Source organism: Paenibacillus sp. NAIST15-1 (assembly GCF_001894745.1).
GTDB classification, from domain to species: domain Bacteria; phylum Bacillota; class Bacilli; order Paenibacillales; family Paenibacillaceae; genus Paenibacillus_B; species Paenibacillus_B suaedae.
This window is the reverse complement of record NZ_BBYF01000001.1, coordinates 322,704-346,541: the sequence shown is the minus strand read 5'-3', so window position 1 is coordinate 346,541 and position 23,838 is coordinate 322,704. Positions and strand designations below refer to the sequence as shown.

The window sequence follows — 23,838 nt, the reverse complement described above, 5'->3', positions numbered from 1 at the left end:
ATGGAGAGGTACCCAAGAGGCCGAAGGGGGCGCTTTGCTAAAGCGTTAGGGTGTAACAGCCGCGAGGGTTCGAATCCCTCTCTCTCCGCCACAATGGTACAGATAAGATCCCGCAAGGGATTTTTTTGTTATATACATATTGCAAATTGCATCATCGCCCAAATGGATAAAGCAAGGGTAACTGTGAGAGATCGCGGTTATTCCTTGCTTTTTTTCATACACTATGAAGGCATTCTGTGTGAACAGATGATGGTCATTCTGTTTCGCCAATTGTTCAGTGCGTTTAATGAGTGTAATGGTGGGTTTCAAATACCGGCTTGAAGTAGCAGCGGAGTACACCATATACGGATTGTTATCCGTGGGGGGTGAGGTAATGGGAAGTAAACGTGATAAGCAGAAGCAAGCATGGAACGAGAAAAAGATAACCAAAGCAGATTCGAGCAAGGATAAGGATACAGTACCGTACGATACTGATGAGATCATAGATGAGGCAGAACTCATTTTGCAGGGTTCTGTTGATGAAGTGAAGTATGCGCTCCGCTATTGGCATCCTTATGATTTAGCGGTCGTATATCGGCATGTGAATTTGTCGCAGCGCTCTCGGCTGCTTGAGGTGCTGGAAGTAGGTCAGCTAACGGAGATGATCCGTGAGTTGAATCCGGATCTTCAATTGGAATCGTTCCAGATGCTTGGCCGCAATCGTGCGGCAGAAGTATTGAACCGGATGGACAATGACGACTTGGCTGATATGATGGCAGCGGTTAGTGTGGAAGAGAAGGAGTTCTTGCTTTCGCTCATGGAGCGGGAGGAGAGCGACACAGTACGCCGCCTAATGACTTATGAACCGGAGACCGCGGGCGGATTGATGACAAACCGCTATGTCTGGTTCTATGAGCGTTACACCGTGCGGGAAGCAGTTGAGAAGGTGAAGGCGTTCGCTGAGATGACGAAGAACGTCCACTATCTGTATGTAGTCAATGAACAGAAGCGGCTGGTCGGTACGTTGACTTACCGTGAATTGGTGCTGGCTCCGGAGACGGATACCATCCAATCGCTTATGAATGAGAAGGTCATTTCCGTCACCGTCGATACGGATCAGGAGGAAGTGGCACGCCTATTTGAACAATACGATTTCTTGTCCATGCCTGTTGTTGATCCAGATGACAAGCTTCTAGGGATCGTAACCGTTGATGATGTCATTGACGTCTTGCGGGAAGAAGCGCATGAGGACATTAATAAGTTGTCGGCAACGGACAAGACGATTGACTTTCGAACGAACCCTTTCACAGCCGCCCGCAGACGTTTGCCATGGTTGATTATGCTTCTGTTCCTTGGGCTTGTGTCGGGAAGCATTATTAGTAGGTTTGAGGGGACGCTGCAGCAGGTTGTTGCGCTGACCTTCTTCATGCCCATGATTGCAGGGATGACAGGAAACACAGGCACGCAGTCACTTGCTGTAGTAATACGAGGACTTGCGTCAGAGCATTTAGACAAGGGAACAGTTACGAGGCTCCTGTGGCGAGAATTGTTCGTAGGTCTGATCATCGGTACGGTGTGCGGCACCGCGGTTGCCTTTGTAGCGGGGATATGGCAGGGAAGCTTAGCGCTGGGGCTCGTAGTGGGCTGCTCTCTATTCCTGACGGTTATCATCGGTACAATGGCGGGTACAGCAATTCCTATCTTGCTGTATAAGCTTAACGCCGACCCAGCTGTAGCATCAGGGCCACTTATTACAACATTGAATGATATCTTCTCGCTGACGGTTTACTTCGGTACAGCCACCTTGTTCCTGTCGTATTTAATTTGAGGCTGCGGGCATATTATAAGAGCAATTAACCATGCCAAAATTGGTGCAGAGAATAGCCGTCGGACAAGGTAAAAACGGTTCATAAATATGGTAAAAAAGTTTTTTTAAAAAAAGGCTTGTCAACGGTCGTATCGTTTGATATACTCTTAATTGTCGCCGAGAGGTGATGAGAAAAAAGTAAGAAACGACAACGATATGGCCCGTTGGTCAAGGGGTTAAGACACCTCCCTTTCACGGAGGTAACAGGGGTTCGAATCCCCTACGGGTCACCACTTCAATCCTTGTTGGAGTGACATGGCGAACAGCAATGTTCTTGCACCATGAGCCATTAGCTCAGTTGGTAGAGCACCTGACTTTTAATCAGGGTGTCGAAGGTTCGAGTCCTTCATGGCTCACCAGTTTTATTCCTCGGTTGAGATGTCAATAGACATCCTTCCCAAAATACGTGCGGTAGTGGTGGAATGGCAGACACGCTATCTTGAGGGGGTAGTGGGCGTACGCCCGTGGAGGTTCGAGTCCTCTCTACCGCACCAAATTAACTAATGACAACTCCTTGCGCAGCAAGGAGTTTTTTAGTGCTTTCAATCATGTTCGGCTGACGTTTCATTACATACGATTATTTTTTTGGTTTAGGGACGAGAGCCGTGATAAATGCTCAAAACTACTAGATGTGTATATAAGCAAATAAATCTGTTTACCATAAGAGTCGTTGAGAATCTAGAATCTCACGGCTCTTATTTATGTTGGGGCAACGATAGACGATCTGATCATTGAAAATGCCAAGGTTGATAGAATAGTAAGCTAACTGGTTGTGACGAGGAAGGATGGACGTACTATTAGTAATGAGAGTGTAAATCTATTTGTTTTGGATATAAGCCAAGTCATATTGAGAGAAACTTAAATACTATGGAATATGATACGAATAAATAGAGTAACTCTCTTGAAAAATGATAAGCTGATGGCGGTTCGAAAAAGGAGTTTGTTTATGGATAATCATTATCGTTTTCTAAACGGTCATCCATTTTCATCATGGCTTGCAAAGGCATCTGGGATCATTGTGCCTTTGTTCCCTAAAGGAGAAACAGGTGCTACAGGAGCGACTGGAGCGACTGGATCAAAAGGTCAGAACGGCGCCACAGGGAGCATAGGCTCTACCGGAGTCACAGGGCTAACGGGAACTACTGGTTTAACAGGTGCTACGGGTGCAACGGGTGTGATGGGAGCTACAGGAACGACAGGTATAATCGGATCGACAGGTGTAACTGGCGTAACGGGATCGACAGGTGTAACGGGTTCTACGGGGATTACTGGCTCTACCGGAGCCACCGGGGCAACTGGAGCAACGGGGACGAGTACTACCGCGACATCCTCGTATGCTGCCAATACTACCGGCGCATCGATCGCGGTCGTCTTGCTAGGTACACTCGTTCCACTCCCAAGCGCCCAGAACATTGGATCTGGAATAAGCGTGAATGGCTCGAACGATACTTTTACCGTATCTACGGCGGGAAGATATTACATCTCGTATCAGCTCAACTTAACCGCGGGTTTGTTGCTGGGCTCAAGACTGCTTATCAACGGTGCTGCGAACATAGCCTCTACGATAACACCTGTTCTCACGTTATCTACCTTTAACAATGACGTCATTCTAACATTGGCTGCGAACACGACAATATCGCTTCAATTGTTCGGACTTCTAGGAACAGCTACGCTTATTAACAATGCTGCTGGTGCGGCTCTAACCATCATTCACTTAGGCTAGAAATGAAACTAGAAATGGAGCGGTAATCGGTATGCAATCTGACTACAAAAAGAGCTGTTGAGGACGGGATCTCACGGCTCTTTTTGCGTTATTCCTGTGATGAGTCTTCGCACCACTGAAATCTATTCTTGTCCTTATCCGTAATACGACGAATTACGCAACCAGGGATTTCTATATCGGCCCGCTAGACGTCTTTACGGGCTATTCCCGATATGCCGGCTTGCCTAGCAGCTTATCTAACGTTACCATCTCAATGCCTTGTCGATTTAGCTCCTCAATGATGTGAGGGAGCGCCTTGACGGTACCGTTTAAGTCATGATCTTTACCGCCGGCAGCATGCTGGAGCACGATAGCACCAGGGGTCAGGTGAGACATAATGTTGGCTTCAATTTGCTCTGCGGTGAGCCCTTTCCAATCTAGGGAATCAACATTCCAGTTCACGATCAGCATGTGTTGTGAGGCAAGCCATTTAATTTGCTCTTCACTTATATTGCCGTATGGCGGTCGAATGAAGTTGATCGTACGTCCCGTAGCAGCTCGCAGAATATTCTGTGTGCGAAGAATCTCATTATGGAAGGCCTCATTAGTGAGCTTCGGCAGATTCGCATGATCATAGGAATGATTGCCGACGATATGGCCTTCTTCTAGGATGCGCATCATGATCTCTGGATATTTCTCCGCCCGATTGCCGACAACGAAGAATGTTGCCTTAACCCCATAGTTACGCAACACATCAAGAACTTGAGGGGTAAAGTGGTTGTCGGGACCATCATCGAATGTCAGGGCAACCCTCCGTTGGTCAGACGGGCCCTGCATAATGAAGTGGGAGCGGTACTTCCTGCGCAGTTCGGATAAGGTGAGCGGCTTAGGGCTCCGGACATCGCTCTCATTGCCGCCGACGAAGGAAGGAGCTTCCTTCGTTGCGACACGTGCTTGCCGTTGTTGAATCGAATATCCTTCATGCGATTTTTGGGCGGAAGGGGACTGAGGGGACGTGTTTGTCGTGCTGCAACCCGATGCATATATGCTTAGCATGGTACATAATCCGAGCAGAATTGGTCGTGTAATCATTGGCGGAACCTCCTGAACCGATGCTCATCAAATTAAGTATTGTACATAGGGTTCGAAGGAAGGCCGTAAATTATCCATCCGACACGGATTTTATTCGTATAGCGCATCCCTTAATTTGGTAGACATCTGGCTGTGACCACCATTTTGTTTTCTTGCGGAACTCAGTGCTTTGCGCAGGCGCTCATTCTCTGCTTGAAGTTCCTTAATTTTTTCAACCATCTCTTTGATTAAAGGTGAGCAGTCCTTGTTATGGGCTTCAATAAGTGCTGCAGCTCTATGCTGCAAATCCTGCCATTGCTGTTCATTCATCATCATATGACTCCTATTCCATAGCGTACATTTCCTATCTACTCATTATAAGGCAAAAAGAAAGAGCCGTCACATGACGGCTCTGCGGGATGGCGCTTATTTGTTTTTCCACATTTGCTCGACTTGCTTCATATCCAGGATGTGCATGCGATCCATTGCATAACTTCCTGTCATCGCAATCCCTTCAGAGGCAGACTCATAATTGATATATAAGGAATCATCAGCAACAGTTATTTCTTCAGCCATTGGAGGTCCGTCAAGCTTCAGCTTAAGCTCAGCGTTATCCAAGAACCATAGCGGAACTTCCTTGTTGCTAATCGTTACCTTCTGGTGAGGCGCTTGCCCACGAGGATCGGTGAAGAACAGCATCGTGCTATTGCTGTTACGACCATAGGAATCGCTCAATACCCAGTGGCCATTCCAGAACGATACGCCTTGAATTCGATTCGGAATCGAGAGGAGCTGCTCAGGTACCAGCTTGTCGCCGGAATTTTTCAGTTGCATAGGCAATCCTGTATTCGGATTTACCGAGAATCCCTCAATCCAAGCACGATATTGGTCGCCATCACGGTTGGTCTTATGATGGGAGGTATCTGTTGGATAGCTTGTGCCGTGCGCAAATTCGCCAACCCATAGTTTTCCGTTCTCGAAGGCAATGAAGGATGCGTTCGTATTGACCTTGAATTGTCCGTCGAAAATAAGCTGTCCGCCATCTTCCGTCTGCTTCATCTTATCGATGGATACATATCTGGCCTTGCTGCCGGAAGCAACGAACACATAACCATTTGTGATGGCAACGCCGCCGGCGTGACCCGTATATGGATCTCCTACAGCATCATACAGCTCGAAGGACTTCAGCAGCTGACCAGTTTTGGCATCCATAATCGCGATGACGCTGACGCCGACGTCACGGTAGCCTGACATAACAAGCCATCCCTGTTCTGCGGAGTAGGCAAGACCCTGCGGGATAACAAGCTCGTGCAGACCAGGAATAATAGGTCCATCCTGTGCAATGTTGAGCAGCGGCTTGAACTCGTTCTTGTCAATGCGAAGCTTCGGATTCACCTCTTGTTGCGTCAGTTTGCCAGCAGCCACTGCCGCAGCCGCACTTGGAGTTGTGTTGGATACTTGTGTGACTGGTGCAGCAGCCTGACTCAAGCCTGCCGGCTCTTCCTCACCATTGGCACAGGCAACGGCAGATGACAAGAGAATAGAGGAGAGCAGCACTGCTTGAACACTTTTTCGGCAACGTGAAGAAGTAGACTGAGAATTCATTACATAGCCTCCTTAAGATAGATGAGATGGTGCATTATAAGAGAAGCTGCATGCAGTTGTCTTATTATTTAAATGTTGAATTCGCGAGTGCTGAGACGATATGCTTTTGTGCAAAAGCAAACACAATGACAATCGGCAGAATAACCATCACACTTGCAGCGCTAAGCAAATGGAAGGTAAGTGCTTCGTCGCCTGCTACTGCATCTCGCATCATCGCAACCGCAACTGTCAGCACACGCATGCTGTCCGAATTCGTCATAATAAGCGGCCAGAAGTACGAGTTCCAGCTGCCGATAAAGGTGAGCACGATCAGTGTCGCAATCGTCGGCATCGCCATCGGAACGAGAATGCGATACAGCTGATGGAACCGGCCAGCACCGTCGACTCGAGCAGCCTCCAGCACATCATTGTTAAGCGACTTGAAAGCTTGACGAAGCAGGAAGATGCCGTAAGCAGACGCACCATGCGGAACGATCAATGCCAAGAAAGTGTTGAGCCAGCCAATCTTGGACATCATCACATATACAGGAACGAAGGTTACTTGTTCTGGAACGATCAACGCAGCAAGCACGAGAACGAACCATTTATCGCGTCCCCAGAAATTTCCCTTCGCGAAGGCGAAGGCAGCCCAGATGGCAACATTAATCTGCAGAATCATAATCCCAAGCGTTTGCACGGCAGTATTGAAGAAATAACGGCCGAACGGTGAAGCCTGGAATGCATCAATATAGTTCTGGAAGCGGAACGATTCTGGCCAGAAGGATGGAATCGCGAGCCGCAGCTCGAACGGTGTTTTTAAAGAAGTGACAACGAGCCAATAGGTTGGAAAGAACATCACTAATGTAATGAGGATGGCTGCTGCCAACCGGATGGATGAAAATAAGGATTTTGACATCCGCTAAGCCTACCCTTCGTAATGAACTCTTTTTTTCGATATCCACAGCTGGATTACGGTTAAGGCGATAATAATGATGAAGAAAATAACGACCAGTGCAGATGCGCGGCCTGTCCGGAACTCGGAGAAGGCCATCTGATAGATCCAGAACACCATCGCCTTCGTTGCATTCAGCGGTCCGCCGTTCGTCATAATATTGATCGACTGGAATACTTGCATCGATCCGATGAAGTTTGTAATAACAAGGAACAACGTCATTGGAGACAGCAATGGGATCGTAATATTGCAGAATTGGTTCCAGCGAGAAGCGCCATCGATGCTAGAAGCCTCATAGTATTCAACTGGGATGCTGCGCAAGCCGGCAATGAACAGCAGCATTGCGAAGCCGACGCCTTTCCATAGGGATACTGTAATAAGAGCGCCGAGCGCCGTGTTCGGATTCGTCATCCAGTTGATCTTATCGAATCCTGCCAAGTCCAATAGGTAGTTGGCAAGGCCGTATTCACCGTTAAATATCCACAAGAAGATCATGGCTGCGACGACCATAGAGATGTAGTATGGCATGAAGATGATCGAACGCAAGAAATTATAAAACTTGGATTTAGAGTTGAACAAAAGTGCGAGTAGAAGCCCAATAACAATCGTAAAGAACACGTCGAAAATCGTGTATTTGAACGTAATCGTAAGTACCTTCCAGAAGTCTTCACTGGATAACAGCTTCGTATAGTTATCCGCCCCGATAAATTTCATCACTGGCCGCGACATATTCCAGTTCGTTGTACTAATGAAGATCGAGAATACCAGTGGAACATACGTAAAAATAAGCAGGAACAACAGTGCCGGCAGCGCGAAGCTGAAATCCTTCAACTTCTCGGAGAAGCGGTACCATGACCAAGGCCGCTTGTACTTCACAGCTTCTGCCGGCGTATCATTCGAAATTCCGGAATTACCATTCATCTGTTTAATCGCCCTCTCCTTTAGAACAATGATAAAGAAAGGTCAAGCCAAAGCCGCATGCCCTGTTCCCGTGTGGTATATAGGGGAGACGACCTTGCTTGACCACAGATGTACACACGCAATTGTTAGTTGCTATCTAGTTGCTATCTTCGAGTACTTTGTTAATTTCCACAGCTGCTTCCTTCATCAATTTCACTGGGTCGCCTTTTTCAAGAACCATCTTGCCCATTGCTTCGATGTAGAGGTTGCTGAACTCAGGGTACAATGGATGCTGCATGCGCGCTTGCACTTGGTCGAAGTTGTCAAGTACGGCTTTGTATTGTGGCCAACGCTGCATGTACGCTTTGCCTTCTTCTGTATCGATGGCCGACTTGTGTGTAGGGAGGTAGCCTACTTTTTCCGCCCACTTCAAGTTGTTCTCTTTGCCTGTCATGAATTGAATGAACTTCCAAGCTGCTTCTTTTTGATTGTCCTTAGCACCTTTCATCATGACGATGCCAGCGCCGCCGATGTTGGAGATGCGTGTTTTGTCACCCGGCAAGAAGGAAACGCCAACTTCGAATTTCGCATTTTCCACGTATGTTTTGATCATTGCGGAAGTGTGCTCAACCATACCAATTTTGCCTTCCAGGAACATTTGACGCATTGTGCCAGAAGCGCCTTTGCCGTAACCGATGTGCATGTTGCCTTCATCAACCCAACGCTTGAAGTTCTCGATGTAGCGCAGGCTTTCAGGTGTATCGATTGCTGCTTTTGTCATGTCTTCGTTCAGAACAGAACCGCCGCCGTTAATCATCCAAGGATCGTAGTACCAGTTATCCCAGCCTGGAACGGAAAATGCATAGCGAACTGTTTTTCCGTCTTTCTTCTCTGTAACTTTCTTATTGTAGTCTTCGATTTCTGCCCAAGTTTGCGGAGGCTGAACGCCGAGCTTATCAAGCAATGTTTTGTTGTAGACCATAACACTCGTACTTACGATTAGCGGGAATCCAAATTGACGGCCTTCATACGCATATGCCTTAAGCATGCCTTCTGAGAAGTCGGAAGTATCAACCTTGTCGCGCTCTACATAAGGTGTCAAATCTTCGAAAATACCATCACGAGAGAAGATAGGCAAGGAAGATACTTCAACGTTCGTTACCGCTGGAACATCGCCGGCAGCTACAGCCGCAAGCAGCTTCTTATGTAGGTCTTCATATCCGCCCTGGTATACAGGCTCAACAGTAATGTAAGGATATTTCTTCTGGAACTCCCCGATCATATAGTTCAAGCCCTCAGTCTGAGCTTCTGCATGGGAGTGCCAATATTGAATTTTAACAGGTGTCTTATCTTCCTCCTTCACAGCAGGCGCGCTTGCACCTGATTCACTGCTTTGGCCTTCTCCAGAAGATGAACCGCTCGAACAACCAATAACGGATATAAATAGTAGAGAGATGACAGTGAGCAGGGTAAACCAGCGTTTTGCTTTCATAATTACACTCCTTAGTAGAATTAAAATAACAGGTTCCCATAGTGATACATCTTGTTAGCTAACCAATCCAAATCTTTAGCGAAATTCGTCGAATCTGTGCACATGCCTCATTGTAAATGCCAATATTAAACATAGCGTTAAGCAGAAGATAAGGAATTGTAAATAATTTCATTGCTTGTTTATGGGAACCTTGTGGAAAAAGCTTATCTCATCTTATGTGAATGCGTTTTCAATCATTACTATAGAAACTCATGATTTCGTAAATTTCTATTAAAGCTAAATCGCTTTAATTATTAATAGATTGTGTATGGAAAGGTATCTTGCAATACACAGTAGTGAGTGATACAATGTAGAAAATTACCAATGACAAGGGAAGGTGGTGGAGATGTCGTGAATGTTCAATTTAAAAAGGGAGTTCTGGAGCTGTGTGTACTTGTACTTACCTATGAACAAGATCGATACGGGTATGAGCTTGTTCATCGCATCTCAGAGAAGTTCCAGGTCGCAGAGGGAACGATGTATCCACTGCTTCGCAGATTGACACAGGAAGGGTATTTTTCAACTTATCTGAAGGAGTCTCCGGAGGGGCCTCCGCGCAAGTATTACAAGCTGACGGATACAGGCAAGACCTACATGCATGAAATGCTGAAGGAATGGAGTCTATTCTCCAAAGGTGTAGATGAGATGATTGAGGAGGTAATGTCAAAATGAGCATGCAGAAGTTAGAATTTCTCGTAAGATTGGAACGGGAGCTGGGGGAGATTCCTTCGGCGGAGCGTGCGGAGATCATGACGGACTTTGAGGCTCACTTCCAAGATGCGATGCAGACTGGCAAGACCGAAGAGGATATTCTAAATGCACTGGGCAGTGTACAGACCATTGCAAGCGAAATTCTTGAACAGCATCGTCAGCAGGCTTCACTAGAGGGACAGACTGAGGGGGATACACGCTCTAATGGTGAAGGAGAACGCAGTGATGGATATTCAGTAAGTGAAGAAACGCATGCTGAGGAATCGTCTCGCACATTCTCTGCTTCTTCCTTTAGTCAAGAAGATCGCAGTCAATCGAATTTGTGTATTCACACACTCCGCATACATACTAGTGAGGTGGATGTCGCCATTGAATCATATGAAGGAGACCGGATCGGCTATCGCATCGAATCGGATGAGCCAGAGAAGTTCGATATTCGTGATTATATAGACGGAGATACGTATACAATATCGGCTCGAATGAGATACAATGCGAAGCGCTTTTTCTCCTTTATCAATTTACGGTATGGCGACCAGAAGTTATATATCCGTGTGCCTAGCAGCTACCAAGGAGACATTCAAGTGGTGTCTGAATCAGGAGATATTGACATGCAGCATGTTCGTGCAGACCAATTACAAATGGAATTGTCATCAGGAGATGGAGTGATTCGGCAAGGGGCATTTCAGGATGTACGAATAACAAGCAAATCCGGAGATATCCGTATGGAATATAGCTCGGCCGAACGGATAAGTATGGAGGCATCTTCAGGTGACGTGGACGTCAGCCGCATTAACACGCATACAATGGCAGTTAGGACATCATCCGGAGATGTAGATATTGAGCAGCTTCATGCTGAAGAGCTGCGTGCAGAAGTCACGTCAGGTGATCTTAGTCTCAGCGACGGTGTCGGACTTAATTGGTACTTGTCCTCTTCTTCAGGAGATATTGAAGCAGAGCGAATTCGAGCTAATATGGATATCGTTAGCCACTCTGGAGAAGTTGAAATCGACGAATTGAACGGAGCACTCTTGTTGAAGTCGAGTAGCGGGGACGTAGAGTGCACATTTGGTCGTGATATTGGCCCTTCGGTGATTGAAAGTAAATCCGGGGATATCGACGTTCGAATTTCATCGTGGGCGGCGAATGTTCAGCTTGAGGCGATGGCAGATCACGGAGACTTGTCCGTGAAGCTTCCGCAAGTACGGACAGAGACGGAACGTAGGGATTACTACCGCGGAAGTATTGGAGTGGATGGACCTGTAGTTCGGATTGCATCAGTAAGTGGCGATATCGAGCTTCGGGAGACAAGAGCCTGACAGATATAGGTGCGCCTCATTTCAATGTTTATTTTTCTGCTTGCAGATATTCACATTTCTATTCACATTTCTTGAACTGTTGATTATAATAAATACAGTAATGTTGCCTCAATTCAAAAAAAATGACCATAGTGAAAATTAATCTCATTCTCAATACACATGCTGCTTCCAACACGGAAGCAGCATGATGCATTTTTAGGGGATTAACAACGATAGTCATTTTCATTTGAAGAGAGGATGAAATGAAATGAACAATACAATTTCGATGACAACATCATGGAAGCAATGGCTTGGCGAACATAAAGAATCCTGCGCAGCAGCTGGAAGCCTGCTGTTTCTGCTGCTAGCCATGTTCAGCAATCAGCTTGCTGAACAATGGGCGGTAGCGTGCTATGTACTGTCTTACGTGTGTGGAGGATGGCTTAAGTTGAAGGAAGGCCTTGTTACGCTGCTTCGCGACAGGGATTTGGATGTTAATCTACTCATGATTGCTGCCGCACTTGGCGCTGCTTCGATTGGATACTGGTCAGAAGGCGCAGTGCTTATTTTCATTTTTGCATTGAGTGGCGCACTTGAAACCTTTACGATGAACCGCAGCTCGCGGGATATCTCTGCGCTGATGGATTTGAAGCCGGAGCAAGCGCTCGTCATTCGAAATGGGATTGAATTGTTACTGCCTGTAGAGCAGTTGATAATAGGGGATCTTGTGCTTGTAAAGCCAGGTGAGCGTATACCAGCAGATGGAATGGTTCAGGATGGCCAATCCTCTGTCAACCAATCCTCGATTACAGGAGAGAGCATTCCTGTAGATAAGGCCAAGGGGGATGACGTATACGCAGGAACGGTGAATGGGCAAGGGGCTTTGTATGTTACTGTATCGAGATCAAGTGACTCGTCTCTCTTCGCGAAGATCATTCGCCTCGTTCAAGAAGCTCAGAGTGAGATGCCCAAGTCGCAGCGGATGATTGAGAAATTTGAACATATATACGCAAGAGTGATTATTGCTGCAACCTTGGCGCTTGCAGTTCTTCCCCCACTGCTGCTGCAAGAAGCATGGTCGGATGCCTTTTATCGGGCAATGGTATTTCTCGTTGTTGCCTCACCATGCGCATTGGTTGCCTCTATCATGCCAGCAACACTGTCTGCTATCTCGAACAGCGCACGAAAAGGCGTATTGTTCAAGGGAGGCGCATATTTGGATCTTATCTCGCACGTAAAGGCAATTGCCTTTGACAAGACTGGAACGCTCACCTCCGGCAAGCTGGAGGTTACGGATGTCATTCCGTATGAATCAATGGATAAACGGGAGCTTCTATCTGCTGCCGGAGCGTTGGAGAAGCTGTCCACACATCCGATCGCTAAGGCAATTGTTGCTGAAGCAGAGCGTAACCAAGAGCATACAGAAGCCACTGAGCGTTTGCTGCGCCCTACTCAATTCCAAGCACATGCCGGGCAGGGCATTGAAGCTGAATGGGAAGGGAAGCAATGGAGAATCGGCAAGCCGTCATATATTTGCTCTGAGCAAGGGATGGATGAGATGATTCGCACTCAGATCGAATCTTTGCAATGCAAAGGCAAGACGGTGATTGTGGTGGAGAGATCCGAGCGTGTTGTCGGTGTGATCGCGCTCCAGGATCGCATTCGCCCAGAGGCGATTGAAATGGTGAAGCAACTGAAGCGGCAGGGCATAGAGGTAGCGATGTTGACAGGCGATCAGAAGCAGACGGCAAGTTCTATTGCTTCTCAAGCAGGAATTGACTTGGTGTTCTCCGAACTGCTGCCGGAAGATAAGCTCAACATTATTAAGAAGCTTAAGGAGCAATATGGTCAGGTGGCGATGGTAGGCGATGGCGTCAATGATGCGCCTGCACTGGCCAGTGCAACTGTCGGGATTGCTATGGGGGCGGCAGGCAGTGACGCAGCTTTGGAGACCGCCGATGTTGTCTTGATGAACGATGATCTGGCCAACATCGCGCATGCGATCGTGCTGGGGAGAAGAACACAGTCGATTGTAAAGCAGAACATCATATTCGCTGTAGCGGTCATTACGGGGTTAATTGCAACTAACTTCATACTCGGGATTCCTCTCCCGCTTGGAGTCGTCGGACACGAGGGGAGTACGATTCTTGTCATCCTGAATGGGCTTCGGCTACTGCGATCCTAACATAAAAATTTGAATGGTTGCCCAAGTGGGCAGGAATTGATGATCTCCCTATTGAATTAGGTATGTGGAAAAAAACTCCTAAGCGAGGTTATGTTTTGGATGTTGTTTCCATAATGTGTAGGGAGGTCATTGTATTATGCTGCAGCATGGGGATAAGATCGTTATCATTGGAGATTCCATAACGGATTGTGAGCGGGCTAGACCGTATGGGGAAGGATTATTCGGAGCCAATGGCAAAGGATACGTATCCATGTTCGATGCACTAGTTCAGACGGAGCATCCTGAGATGGGAATTCGCATTGTGAATATGGGCATTAGTGGGAATACAGTGGTTGATTTAGAGCGTAGATGGGAGACAGATGTCGAACAATTGGAGCCGGACGGACTTGTTATTTGTATTGGAATTAATGATGTCTGGCGTCAATACGATATGCCCTTCGTGTCGGAGCAGCATGTAGGTTCGGATCAATATTATGACACCTTGAATCGTCTCGTTGAACGATCCAAGCCGAATGTACGCTGGATTGCGTTAATGACACCCTATTATATTGAACCGAACCAAGAAGATGCGATGCGCCGAACGATGAATGAATACGGTCGAATTGTTAAGGAGATCGCGAATGAGCATGGTACATTATTTGTAGATACACAGCAGGTCATGGATAAGCTGCTGGAGCATTTCTATCCGGCTACACTGGCATGGGATCGCGTTCATCCGAGCGCGGTTGGACATATGGCTCTAGCCAAAGCTCTGTATCAGGCATGTTTTGCGGAGTAATCCTCATGGGAACAGGAAGCCTACATGATTCTTCAGGTAAGATCACTGGGCCTTCCTGTCGCATTTTCCCTCATAGACAGTCTTTAAACTTCCACATTGTTAAACATGCTTGTTGAGAAGAGGGATAAACCGCTGTTCGTGCAAACGCTTACATTGAGAGCTTTCCAAATTCGATATTTCTAGCGAATAGGAGGGGAATTGATGTCTGTAATAGGTAGTCAGCCCGCAATGAAAAACATGTGGATTGGCAGAAGCATTGAGGAGTTCTCATCAAAGGGTGTCGTATTTTTTCACTCAAAGTTTGAATTTCCAGAGGCTCTCCCTTGCAAATTGTATCGGATCGACCATACTCACGGCAATTTGCATGAACATACCCATGATTACTTTCAAATTTGGTATGTCGTGAAGGGAGGGATCATGCATTCTTATCTCGGGAGACGTCACAAAATGCTCGCGGGAAGTGTATGCATCGTGCCTCCGTTCGCGGTACACGGTGTGGAATGGATTCCGGGACGACAGACGGAAGTCATTGGCTGCGAGTTCTTACCTTATTATATCAATGAGCGCTTTACCCAGCCTGAGCTCCAGAGTAATTTCATGGACTATCAGTATTTGCATCCTGTGCTAAGTGAAGGGGGAAGGAAGCCAACTTTAATGTCCCTCTCCGGTCAAGAAGAACGACATGTGAGGACGATTCTGGAGGAGATGCAGAGGGAGTTCCGGATGAAGACAGCTCATTACGGGCTTGTTTTAAAGGCGAATTTGCTGAAGCTTCTCGTTCTGTTGAGCCGGGGAAGTGAAGACAATGACACGAGAACAGTCGTGCAGGTAAAGAAGGAGGAAGATCGTATAAATAAGCACCGAGAGGCTGTTCAAGTCTCTCTTGATTATGTGCATAAGCATTTTCATGAGGATATTCGTCTGGAGCAGATTTGCCGGCTTGCATCACTATCCAAGACCTATTTCTGTGATGTATTTAAATCCTACACAGGCAAGTCATTTAACGAATATTTGAATGATTTCCGCATGCGTCAGGCAAGCGAGATGCTGCTGACAAGAGATACTACAGTAGCAGAGGTATGTCGGGCAGTCGGATTTCGCGATTTAACGCATTTTTCAAGGATGTTCAAACGGTGGACGGGAATCCCTCCTTCTCATTATCGCAAGAAGAGCCGCTAAATATAACGAATACTTATGATTCATATACAGGAACCGGCGACACGTTCTTGTTGCCGGTTGTATATTTCGCAGCCTGTTCATAAGTTATTCTTATTTATTCGGTAGGTATACAGTATAATGGAGGTACAGTATGTAAACGCAATCCTCCATATTCCATCTTGATTGTGCTGGACGATACTGTATGCGATATAGTGATGAAAAGGGATGATGCGAATTTGTGGACGACGGATATGATTATTTTCTTATTTGGTTCTTTACTTCTAGCGGGAGTGATTAGTGCCAAATTCTCGAATCGATTCAATGTGCCTTCACTTGTATTGTTTATTATTGTAGGGATGGCATTGAATCCCCTCATTTATTACGATAATGCGAAGTTAACGCAACTATTCGGGATTTTGGCTCTGATCATTATATTGTTCGATGGAGGAATGCAGACAAGCTGGCGTGACATTCGGCCTGTCATTGGCGGATCTGTATCGCTTGCAACCATCGGTGTATTGATTACTGCTACGGTTTTTGGTGTGTGTTCGGTATTTATCTTAGGAATTGATTGGAAAGAGGGCATGCTGATCGGTGCGATTGTCGGCTCTACGGATGCCGCAGCCGTGTTCGCAGTTCTCGGAAGCCAGAATGTGAAGAAGCGGTTGACCTCCACCTTGGAGGCGGAATCAGGAACGAATGACCCGATGGCCGTCTTCTTGACGATATCATTCATTGAATGGATTCAGATTCCGGATCTTTCCGTATGGGAAATGCTGTTCTCATTTGTATGGCAAATGGGACTTGGACTTGGCTTAGGACTGCTCGCAGGCTGGTTCATCGTTCAAGTATTGAATCGAATTGCCCTTGATACATCTGGTATGTACCCTATACTTGCAATCGGATTCGCGATTCTTACTTATAGCGGTGTTGGTCTGCTGAAGGGCAGCGGCTTCTTAGCTGTATACGTGATGGCACTTGTCATCGGCAATTCCGATTTGCAGTATCGTTTTACAATTGTAAGATTCAATGAGGGCTTCGCCTGGCTGATGCAGATCATGATGTTCATCCTTCTTGGACTTCTCGTGTTCCCGCTTCAACTGCTGGAGATTACATGGCAAGGTCTGGTGCTGTCAATTCTTCTCATGTTCGTCGCAAGACCGCTCGGTGTATTCATTAGCTTGATGTATAGTAAGTTTACAGGCAAGGAGAAGACGCTTATTGCTTGGGCAGGGTTAAAAGGTGCGGTGCCTATTGTTATGGCGACATATCCTATGATTGCAGGCTTAGAACATGGACAATTGTTCTTCAATATTGTATTCTTTATTGTTCTGACGTCTGCCCTTATTCAAGGGGCTACCATTTCTCCGCTTGCGAAGCGGCTTGGATTGGCTGGCGAACCAGGCGGGCAGCAGGTACATGCGCTTGAGCTGGTGTCGGTCGGGAAGACGAACATGGACTTGGTGAAGAAAACGATTGAGCCTGGTGCTTGTATAGAGAACAGCTACTTGCATCAATTAAGGTTGCCGGATGACACCTTGATTACAGCTATAATTCGTGGGGAAGAGATGATTGCGCCCAAAGGAACCACGCAGTTATTGGCAGGAGATGTGGCTTATGTACTCGTTGCCAAAAATCAAAGGGATGAAATAAGAAGATTGTTTACCGAGCAGATCCAAGATAGTCAATGTACGGTGACAAGTGGCAGTGCCGCGGATCGAGACCAGACAACTGTAGACACCCAATCAGACACAGAGAATCAACCGATAGTGAGCTCGACAGAACATACGGTTGTGGAGAATAAGTGGCAAGGAAAAGACTAATGTATTCATGCAGGGGAAGGCACCATGATGAACACACCATGATGAGTTAGTACGATACAATGACTTTCAAGGGGGAAGTGGAATCGTATGCTAGGATTGGAGAAGCACACATACCGAATTCGCAAAATTGCGACGGAATGGAAGCGGGATGATAAGACGTTGCGTGGCTTGATTACTCTGCCTGTTACGGAACAACCAGTAGCAGCAGTTGTAATGAGTCATGGATTTACAGGGCATATGCTGGAGGGCAGAGGCTTCTTTCGACGGCTTAGTGAACAGTTGGCACAGGCTGGTGTCGCCGCGATTCGCTTTGACTTCGCAGGCAGCGGTGAGAGTGATGGAACGTTTGAAGAAATGACGCTGTCAACTGAGCTGGCGGATGCATTAACTGTATTTCAAGCCGTGCGTTGTATGGAAGGCATTGATTCGAACCGTGTCAGCTTACTGGGCTTCAGTATGGGTGGAGCGGTATCGCTTCTGGCAGCTTCACAGCTGGGAGAAGAGGTGCATCGCTTAGTGGGGCTTTGCCCTGCTGCCAATATCTTTGATATTGTAGCTAGAGAGGCGGCCGGTTCACGATTCAAGCAGCTGTTGGAAGAAGGGCGTATGGACATGAATGGCTTCATCGTAGGCCAAGGATTGCTGGATGATACGGCACAGCATGATATGTATGCTGCTGCATCTCGTATCCACTGTCCAACGTTGTTCGTTCATGGGACGGCTGACGGCGCTGTTCCTCCTTATATTTCTTATCGATTGGCAGCTGCGATGGATGGGCGTGCTAACATTACGTGGATAGATGGTTCTGATCATGTATTTTCGTTGTCTGAGCATTCGAAGCAAGTCTGTGAGGCGGTTGTGAAATTCGTAGCAGATAAGTAGCAAAAAGTGATGTCGTAGGAGACGAAAAAAGAAGTGACTGATGTGATTTATCTCCTTTTATTGGTATGAGCAATGCTGCACAATAGATTCAGGTATGGCGTCTATGCATTGGCGTATACGTCATGCAATGTGCCCGTCCATCTGCCCCCCAACTCCAGGTAGGGCGGGACACTTTGCGCCATTTACGCATCTGCTTGCGAGCGGGTGCGTTTTGTTCTTTCTAGAGGCTTTGCTGCAGAGCATACAGTTTGAATAATAAAAAAATGAGGAAAATGTTTCATAATACTATTGTGAAATAGGACTAATTAACCGATATTAGTAGTAGTGCGTAAAAGTACAGCGAGGTTAAGAGAAGAAAGGTGAAGGCAAATAGATGAAGTATGAGAAATTGAATGAAGAGTTTAAGCATGTTGGCTACAGTCCGTACCGTTATGTTCATATTGTGGATGTAACGACAGAAGCAGTTGATTTTGATCACCGTGAGAAAGAACGTCTCGATCAATTAGTAATTGGGTCAGAAGAACCAATGACTGAAGAACAGTTGAAGGAAGAGGCACGCGCGAAGTTGATGGAAGAGCATCCAGATTTCCAGTTTTTCCGTGAGGTACAGGTGGCGAAATTGGATGTAGTGAAGTGCTTTGATCTAGAACTGTAGTAGAAACGAGAAGGAAGCAGCGTTTGTGAATTTGGATGCTAAGTTCTCCCCTTAGGTGTGTTTTTATGCAACGGGTACGATGCCGCACGTAAGGGGACGAGCTTTCTAAATAGCAGCACAGGTACCTATAGCGATAAGGAGATGAATCGGTTGTTCAAGGGGCTTAAGAGAGTACAGGGGACGACATCACGGAAAGTGGATTGGAAATCACTCGTTTCATCCGTATTTCAGAATCCATCCCGTTCCGTGGGAACGAAGTTATTTCTTGTATTTGTAATCAGCATTATTGTGTTCGTTTTTAGTGTTGGCATGATTTCGTATCTATTCTCCAAGAATGCAATTGAAGATCAAGCATCCAAGTCCAATTATCAGACTATGATCCAAGCAGCGCAAAAAATTGATCTTCAGCTGACCCAGTTCAACAATATGACGATGCAGATTATGTTCGATCCAAACCTGACTGCTTCGCTCAAAACCTTGAAGGACAATCAGCTTAGCGCTTATGAAAAGATTCAATCTACGGAAGCGATTACGAAAACGCTTCAAACCTACAGTGTTGGCAATCCATTAATCGAGAACATTTATTTGATCCCAATTGATCCAAAGCGCAATACGATGGCTGCACTTGGCATTCGGAGTAAGCTGGACGATTTGCGCAAGCAACCATGGTTTGAAGAAGCAACGAAGAGCAATGGACAATCCATTTGGGTAGATACAATGCCGAAAGGTGTTGATAAGGCGCCGGAGCCTACATTCGGAATTGCAAGACCAATGCGTGATTTGAATTCCGGGATGGCTGAATACATCGTTCTAATGGAAATTAGACTGGCTACTTTCCAGAAGTCGCTCGATGGGATTAATCTAGGCGAGGGATCTACCGTTCAAGTGGTGAATCGTGCGGGTCATTTTATTTATACCGAGGAAGATGGGAAGTTGACCAAGGAAGCTCCGAAGTGGCTTCTGCCGGAGGTTGAGGAGGGCAATACTAGTGCGATTAGCGGAAGCAGGAAGATAAGCTCTGATTCCGATGGCGAGATGCTCCTGGTCTATGATCAGATGCCGTCGAGTCGCTGGCTGCTAGTTGGAGCGGTCCCTGTAGCTGAGCTGGTGAAGGAAGCCAAGTCCATCTTGACACTTACATTCATCTCTATGCTGGCTGCCGCTGTCATCGCAGTCGTAATCGGCTGGTTGGTAATTCAATGGGTAGCGACACCACTCGTGAAGCTGCGGAATCTCATGAATGAGGGTGCACAGGGCAATCTGGCAGTACGCGCAGTTCCTAAGTCTAAGGATGAGATTGGCCAGCTTGCGAATGGGTTTAATACGATGATGGAGCAGATTACGAATCTCGTGAAGAGCACAGATGCAAGCGCTCGTGCCGTCTTAGATACAGCTTCTTACTTGTCTGAAGCATCACGCAGCACCGCGATCTCCGCGAAGGAAATTGCGATTGCCACAGAGGAAATTGCGAAGGGAGCTACTTCACTGGCGGTAGAGGCTGAGCGAGGCCATGATCTCACGCATAGTATTGCTTCGCAAATGTCGAATGTTATTGATGCCAACGGGCAAATGGATCATTCGGTTCAGGCGGTTGCCGAATCGAGCACGCTTGGTGCATCGAATATGACTTCCTTAATGAGCCGTACGACTTCCACCGGGGATATGATGCGCTCGCTTGCGACGAAGGTCAATACACTGAGTGACAGTACACAATCGATTCGCAAAATTTTGGATGTCCTCCATAACATGACGAAGCAAACGAACATTCTGTCCCTGAATGCAACCATTGAGGCTGCGCGTGCAGGAACAGCAGGCAAGGGGTTCATGGTCGTTGCTGATGAAATTCGGAACCTTGCTGATCAATCAAGGCAGTCCATCGATATCGTTGGGCAAATTACGGAGAAGATTCAGCTAGAGATTACGGAGACCGTAACAGCGTTGTCAGAAGCTTTCCCACTCTTCCAGAAACAAGCGGAAGCTGTACAGGAGACAGATGTCATCTTCTCAACGGTACAGCAGCAAATGGATGGCATGATTCAGCAGCTTGGAAATGTGACAGGCTCCATTGGGCGTCTAAATGAGGCACAGTCCATTCTGGTAGAAGCGATGAGCAATGTAAGTGCGGTTGCGGAAGAGGCATCTGCTACTTCCGAAGAGGTTGCATCGTTAAGCACGGAACAGTTGAATGTATCGAACCGCTTAGTCGAGCTGTCTCAGCAGCTTGAAGATGTATCCTCGAATCTGAAGGAAACCTTATCTCAATTCAAATATTAGTACCGATAGAGAAAGCCCGTATCTCCAACGAGAGATACGGGCTCCTGTATGATCGGCGACTTTAAAGCATCTATATAGTAGAATGGCAGCAGCTATTTTTCTTGATTTTCTGATTTAATGATTTAATTTGATCTCGCCTACCTGAGTAGAAATCAATAAAGATGGGCTCTTCGTATTGGCTGCCCCAATATGGCCTTTAACTTTCTTCGATACGATCATATTGGATGTACTTGCCCCGTCCAACTCGACATTATTAGTGATACTTCCCATATTAGTGGATAGCTCTACAGCCAGTGATTCCAGCTTCTCCGGCAAATCAAATGTTATCTTGCCAAACTCAGTATGAAGCTTAGTGCTCTCCATTCCCATTACATTGGAGGATGAAATATCGCTCGCACTGCCGTTGACAACTAGATGGCTAGGATACAGCCCAGACTCGGATTCAAGTGAGAGTTTTCCAAAATCATTGTTAATCTCTAAAGTGTCGTAATCCTTGACTGGAACTCGGACAATTAGTGATGGCGGAGAATCTGTATTTATGAAACTTTTTTGTTTAGAATGCAATTTAATCGTCAGCGTATTATCGTTTATTGTGCCGCTCACATCTGTCTCCATTGAACTGGATGTTCCATCTATAAGCTCATATTGTGCTTGACTTAATTGATGATCTCCGATAACGGTAATGTGGGCAGCTGTACTTAGAATACGGATCGTATGTATTTGGTTAACATCAAATTGTTTTTTCTTTGGATTGCTAGTTGATATTTTGCTCAATGCAGTTGAACCTTTTTCAGATATAGCTGAAGAAGATACTTCTGTGACGCTTGTATTCGATGCTGCTGTGGTTGCATGATCCGAAGCACACCCTGCCAAACTTATACTTGCTGTGGATAAGAGAATACATGCAAATTTGGTGTATCTCATTGTTCGTCTTCCTTTCAAATAGTAGTGTAATTACAAGTGGGAACTATGCAAACAAGACATGCTTCATGTTACCTGATTAAGGAACATTTGGTAACGTACTTCGGTCTGTTCACGTCCTAGACTTATGTCTAGGATGGAGAGGACTTGGATCGACATATTTGACATTGATCCGGAGATTGGGTGTAACGATTGATTTAGGAAAAATATGTTGAAAATTGGATGGCATTATGATACTGTTGAAATAACTTCACACAATAATGTACGGAAGCACCGTCATGAAACGAAGCATCAATATTGATGCCCGTTTAATGGCGGTGTTTTTTTATGTCCATATTGAATTGCGGGGCGTTCTAATCCGTGAAGTAGAAAGGGGGGGAGTGGTATTAACAGATGGGATATTGTAGTGGCACATCCGCAGAAGCGCATTTTAGACGGATACACAGATTATTGGAAGCAATCGACCTATGCTGAGAAGCTTCACCTTCGTGTATTTACTCAGGCGGATACGCTTGGTCACTATTTGCGCTTGAAGCCAGGCATACATGTTCTAGTCGCGGCACCTGAGCTGCTTGGGACACTCTCTTCATCCGATGTGAGAGGAATAATCGTGATCGCATTATCCGCAGAGAAGTCTGAACAACTGACAGGGGCCGACTTCCCTTGTAGGATAGAGAATCCATATCAGCCCATTCCGCAACTGTTCCAATCCATCATTGAATATTGTGAATCGGACAATGCCTCTGAAGGGGACAAGCGGAGCAACACAGCGTGCCGTATCGTTGGCATTACTTCAACCTCAGGCGGAGCAGGGAAGTCAACAACGGCATTTCATTTATCAGCTGTGGCTGCTCAATCAGGTCTTCGACCCTTCCTTCTGAATGTAGATCCGATCCAAGAATACAGTTTGCTGCTACAAGAAGCGATCGAACAGAACGAAAATCAGAGCAACTTAGCACAATTATTTTACTACTTGAAGAAGGCTCAGGGAGGGCCGGGGAGTGAGCTGCTGTCCTTAGAGCCATATATGCTGAGTGTTCCTGCAATAGGAGCGCGAATGCTCCATCCGAAGCAGTTAGCAGAGGAATGGAAGTGGATGGATGCCAGTATGCTGCGATTATTGTTGAATACGCTTCGGAGCAGCGGGCAGTACGACTTGATTATTGTGGAGGGCGCGCATTTCCACTCTCCATTCGAAGCGGTATGGGATGTGGCAGATCAGGTAATGTGGCTTCTCCTAGATGATATGGCCTATATACAGAAGACGAAGCTGTTACTGCAGCAGTGGGCGCTTGCGGAAGAGTCTGTTGTGCGTCATCGAAGCAAGCTCATTCGGATGGGTGTGAATCGTTATATGGGGACGATGCTCAATTCATGGCAGCAGCGTGATGCTCCGATCTCAGGATATCTGCCTTACATACCGGCTTGGAAGCAAATTTATCGATTTGATCAATGGCTTCAATCGAGTGTATTCCGCTCAACCTTGGAGGAATGGGCAGGTTCAGAGTTGAGATTATTCAGCGGAGCGCGGTAAGGGGTGAGTCGATGGTACATGGGGACGAGGGGTACC

Annotated in this window: 20 protein-coding genes and 4 tRNA genes; 17 read left to right on the top strand and 7 right to left on the bottom strand. The window is 46.5% G+C overall.

All coding sequences use genetic code 11. The features are described 5' to 3' along the window. Positions 1-2 precede the first annotated feature (2 nt). From PBN151_RS01585 to PBN151_RS01560, 6 genes are all read left to right on the top strand, one after another. A tRNA-Ser gene (locus tag PBN151_RS01585) sits at positions 3-91 on the top strand. A 282-nt stretch (positions 92-373) separates the two neighbouring features. Then, a complete protein-coding gene (gene mgtE / locus PBN151_RS01580; RefSeq protein WP_227774287.1) occupies positions 374-1,807 on the top strand; it encodes a magnesium transporter in 1,434 nt (477 codons plus the stop codon). Between the two features lie 197 nt (positions 1,808-2,004). Further along, positions 2,005-2,079, top strand: a tRNA-Glu gene (locus PBN151_RS01575). Between the two features lie 50 nt (positions 2,080-2,129). Beyond that, positions 2,130-2,205 (top strand) — tRNA-Lys (locus tag PBN151_RS01570). Positions 2,206-2,254: 49 nt separating this feature from the next. Further along, positions 2,255-2,340 (top strand) — tRNA-Leu (locus tag PBN151_RS01565). Between the two features lie 452 nt (positions 2,341-2,792). Continuing rightward, entirely contained in the window at positions 2,793-3,569 is a 777-nt protein-coding gene (locus PBN151_RS01560; protein ID WP_072727378.1) for a BclA C-terminal domain-containing protein, read from the top strand. Between the two features lie 201 nt (positions 3,570-3,770). On the opposite strand, the gene PBN151_RS01555 is transcribed toward PBN151_RS01560, so the two are convergent. From PBN151_RS01555 to PBN151_RS01530, 6 genes are all read right to left on the bottom strand, one after another. Then, positions 3,771-4,640 carry a polysaccharide deacetylase family protein gene (locus PBN151_RS01555; protein WP_072727377.1) on the bottom strand — a complete coding sequence of 290 codons (870 nt, stop codon included), beginning with the start codon at positions 4,638-4,640 and terminating at the stop codon, positions 3,771-3,773. A 90-nt stretch (positions 4,641-4,730) separates the two neighbouring features. Next, positions 4,731-4,949 carry a hypothetical protein gene (locus tag PBN151_RS01550; protein WP_139295251.1) on the bottom strand — a complete coding sequence of 73 codons (219 nt, stop codon included), beginning with the start codon at positions 4,947-4,949 and terminating at the stop codon, positions 4,731-4,733. A gap of 96 nt (positions 4,950-5,045) precedes the next feature. Continuing rightward, on the bottom strand, positions 5,046-6,224 hold the full coding sequence (locus tag PBN151_RS01545; protein WP_072727375.1) for a YncE family protein: 1,179 nt from the start codon (positions 6,222-6,224) through the stop codon (positions 5,046-5,048). A gap of 64 nt (positions 6,225-6,288) precedes the next feature. After that, positions 6,289-7,119: a carbohydrate ABC transporter permease gene (locus tag PBN151_RS01540; protein WP_028531680.1), complete on the bottom strand. Its 831-nt coding sequence runs from the start codon at positions 7,117-7,119 to the stop codon at positions 6,289-6,291. A gap of 9 nt (positions 7,120-7,128) precedes the next feature. Further along, positions 7,129-8,076, bottom strand: coding sequence for a carbohydrate ABC transporter permease (locus tag PBN151_RS01535; protein ID WP_021256400.1), 948 nt, complete (start codon positions 8,074-8,076; stop codon positions 7,129-7,131). A gap of 136 nt (positions 8,077-8,212) precedes the next feature. After that, positions 8,213-9,547 carry an ABC transporter substrate-binding protein gene (locus PBN151_RS01530; protein ID WP_021256399.1) on the bottom strand — a complete coding sequence of 445 codons (1,335 nt, stop codon included), beginning with the start codon at positions 9,545-9,547 and terminating at the stop codon, positions 8,213-8,215. A 390-nt stretch (positions 9,548-9,937) separates the two neighbouring features. On the opposite strand from PBN151_RS01530, the gene PBN151_RS01525 reads away from it, so the two are divergent. The 9 genes from PBN151_RS01525 to PBN151_RS01485 all read left to right on the top strand — a co-directional run bounded on the left by PBN151_RS01525 (position 9,938) and on the right by PBN151_RS01485 (position 21,347). Beyond that, complete coding sequence (locus tag PBN151_RS01525; protein WP_072727374.1) at positions 9,938-10,258, top strand: PadR family transcriptional regulator; 321 nt, start codon at positions 9,938-9,940, stop codon at positions 10,256-10,258. Next, positions 10,255-11,613, top strand: a complete 1,359-nt coding sequence (locus tag PBN151_RS01520) for a DUF4097 family beta strand repeat-containing protein (RefSeq protein ID WP_072727373.1) — start codon at positions 10,255-10,257, stop codon at positions 11,611-11,613. Before PBN151_RS01525 ends, PBN151_RS01520 begins: the two co-directional genes overlap by 4 nt. A 265-nt stretch (positions 11,614-11,878) precedes the next feature. Next, complete coding sequence (locus PBN151_RS01515; protein WP_227774285.1) at positions 11,879-13,777, top strand: heavy metal translocating P-type ATPase; 1,899 nt, start codon at positions 11,879-11,881, stop codon at positions 13,775-13,777. Positions 13,778-13,910: 133 nt separating this feature from the next. Further along, positions 13,911-14,555 carry an SGNH/GDSL hydrolase family protein gene (locus PBN151_RS01510; protein ID WP_028531682.1) on the top strand — a complete coding sequence of 215 codons (645 nt, stop codon included), beginning with the start codon at positions 13,911-13,913 and terminating at the stop codon, positions 14,553-14,555. 201 nt (positions 14,556-14,756) lie between these two features. Then, positions 14,757-15,734 carry an AraC family transcriptional regulator gene (locus PBN151_RS01505; protein ID WP_083544778.1) on the top strand — a complete coding sequence of 326 codons (978 nt, stop codon included), beginning with the start codon at positions 14,757-14,759 and terminating at the stop codon, positions 15,732-15,734. 194 nt (positions 15,735-15,928) lie between these two features. Beyond that, the gene (locus PBN151_RS01500; RefSeq protein ID WP_072727734.1) at positions 15,929-17,536 is read left to right on the top strand and encodes a potassium/proton antiporter; all 1,608 of its coding nucleotides are present in this window, start codon (positions 15,929-15,931) and stop codon (positions 17,534-17,536) included. Between the two features lie 87 nt (positions 17,537-17,623). Continuing rightward, the gene (locus PBN151_RS01495) at positions 17,624-18,418 is read left to right on the top strand and encodes an alpha/beta hydrolase family protein (RefSeq protein WP_072727371.1); all 795 of its coding nucleotides are present in this window, start codon (positions 17,624-17,626) and stop codon (positions 18,416-18,418) included. A 373-nt stretch (positions 18,419-18,791) separates the two neighbouring features. Further along, positions 18,792-19,073, top strand: a complete 282-nt coding sequence (locus tag PBN151_RS01490; protein WP_072727370.1) for a hypothetical protein — start codon at positions 18,792-18,794, stop codon at positions 19,071-19,073. A gap of 150 nt (positions 19,074-19,223) precedes the next feature. Then, positions 19,224-21,347: a methyl-accepting chemotaxis protein gene (locus tag PBN151_RS01485; RefSeq protein ID WP_227774283.1), complete on the top strand. Its 2,124-nt coding sequence runs from the start codon at positions 19,224-19,226 to the stop codon at positions 21,345-21,347. A gap of 114 nt (positions 21,348-21,461) precedes the next feature. On the opposite strand, the gene PBN151_RS01480 is transcribed toward PBN151_RS01485, so the two are convergent. Continuing rightward, positions 21,462-22,271, bottom strand: coding sequence for a hypothetical protein (locus PBN151_RS01480; protein WP_072727369.1), 810 nt, complete (start codon positions 22,269-22,271; stop codon positions 21,462-21,464). A gap of 275 nt (positions 22,272-22,546) precedes the next feature. Here PBN151_RS01480 and PBN151_RS32215 point away from each other — a divergent pair, with 275 nt between their 5' ends. Continuing rightward, on the top strand, positions 22,547-22,675 hold the full coding sequence (locus PBN151_RS32215) for a hypothetical protein (RefSeq protein ID WP_265332065.1): 129 nt from the start codon (positions 22,547-22,549) through the stop codon (positions 22,673-22,675). After that, positions 22,675-23,802 (top strand): nucleotide-binding protein, encoded by a 1,128-nt coding sequence (locus PBN151_RS01475; RefSeq protein ID WP_227774281.1) that lies wholly within the window; start codon positions 22,675-22,677, stop codon positions 23,800-23,802. The genes PBN151_RS32215 and PBN151_RS01475 overlap by 1 nt, the downstream gene beginning before the upstream one ends. The last annotated feature ends 36 nt before the right edge of the window (positions 23,803-23,838 follow it).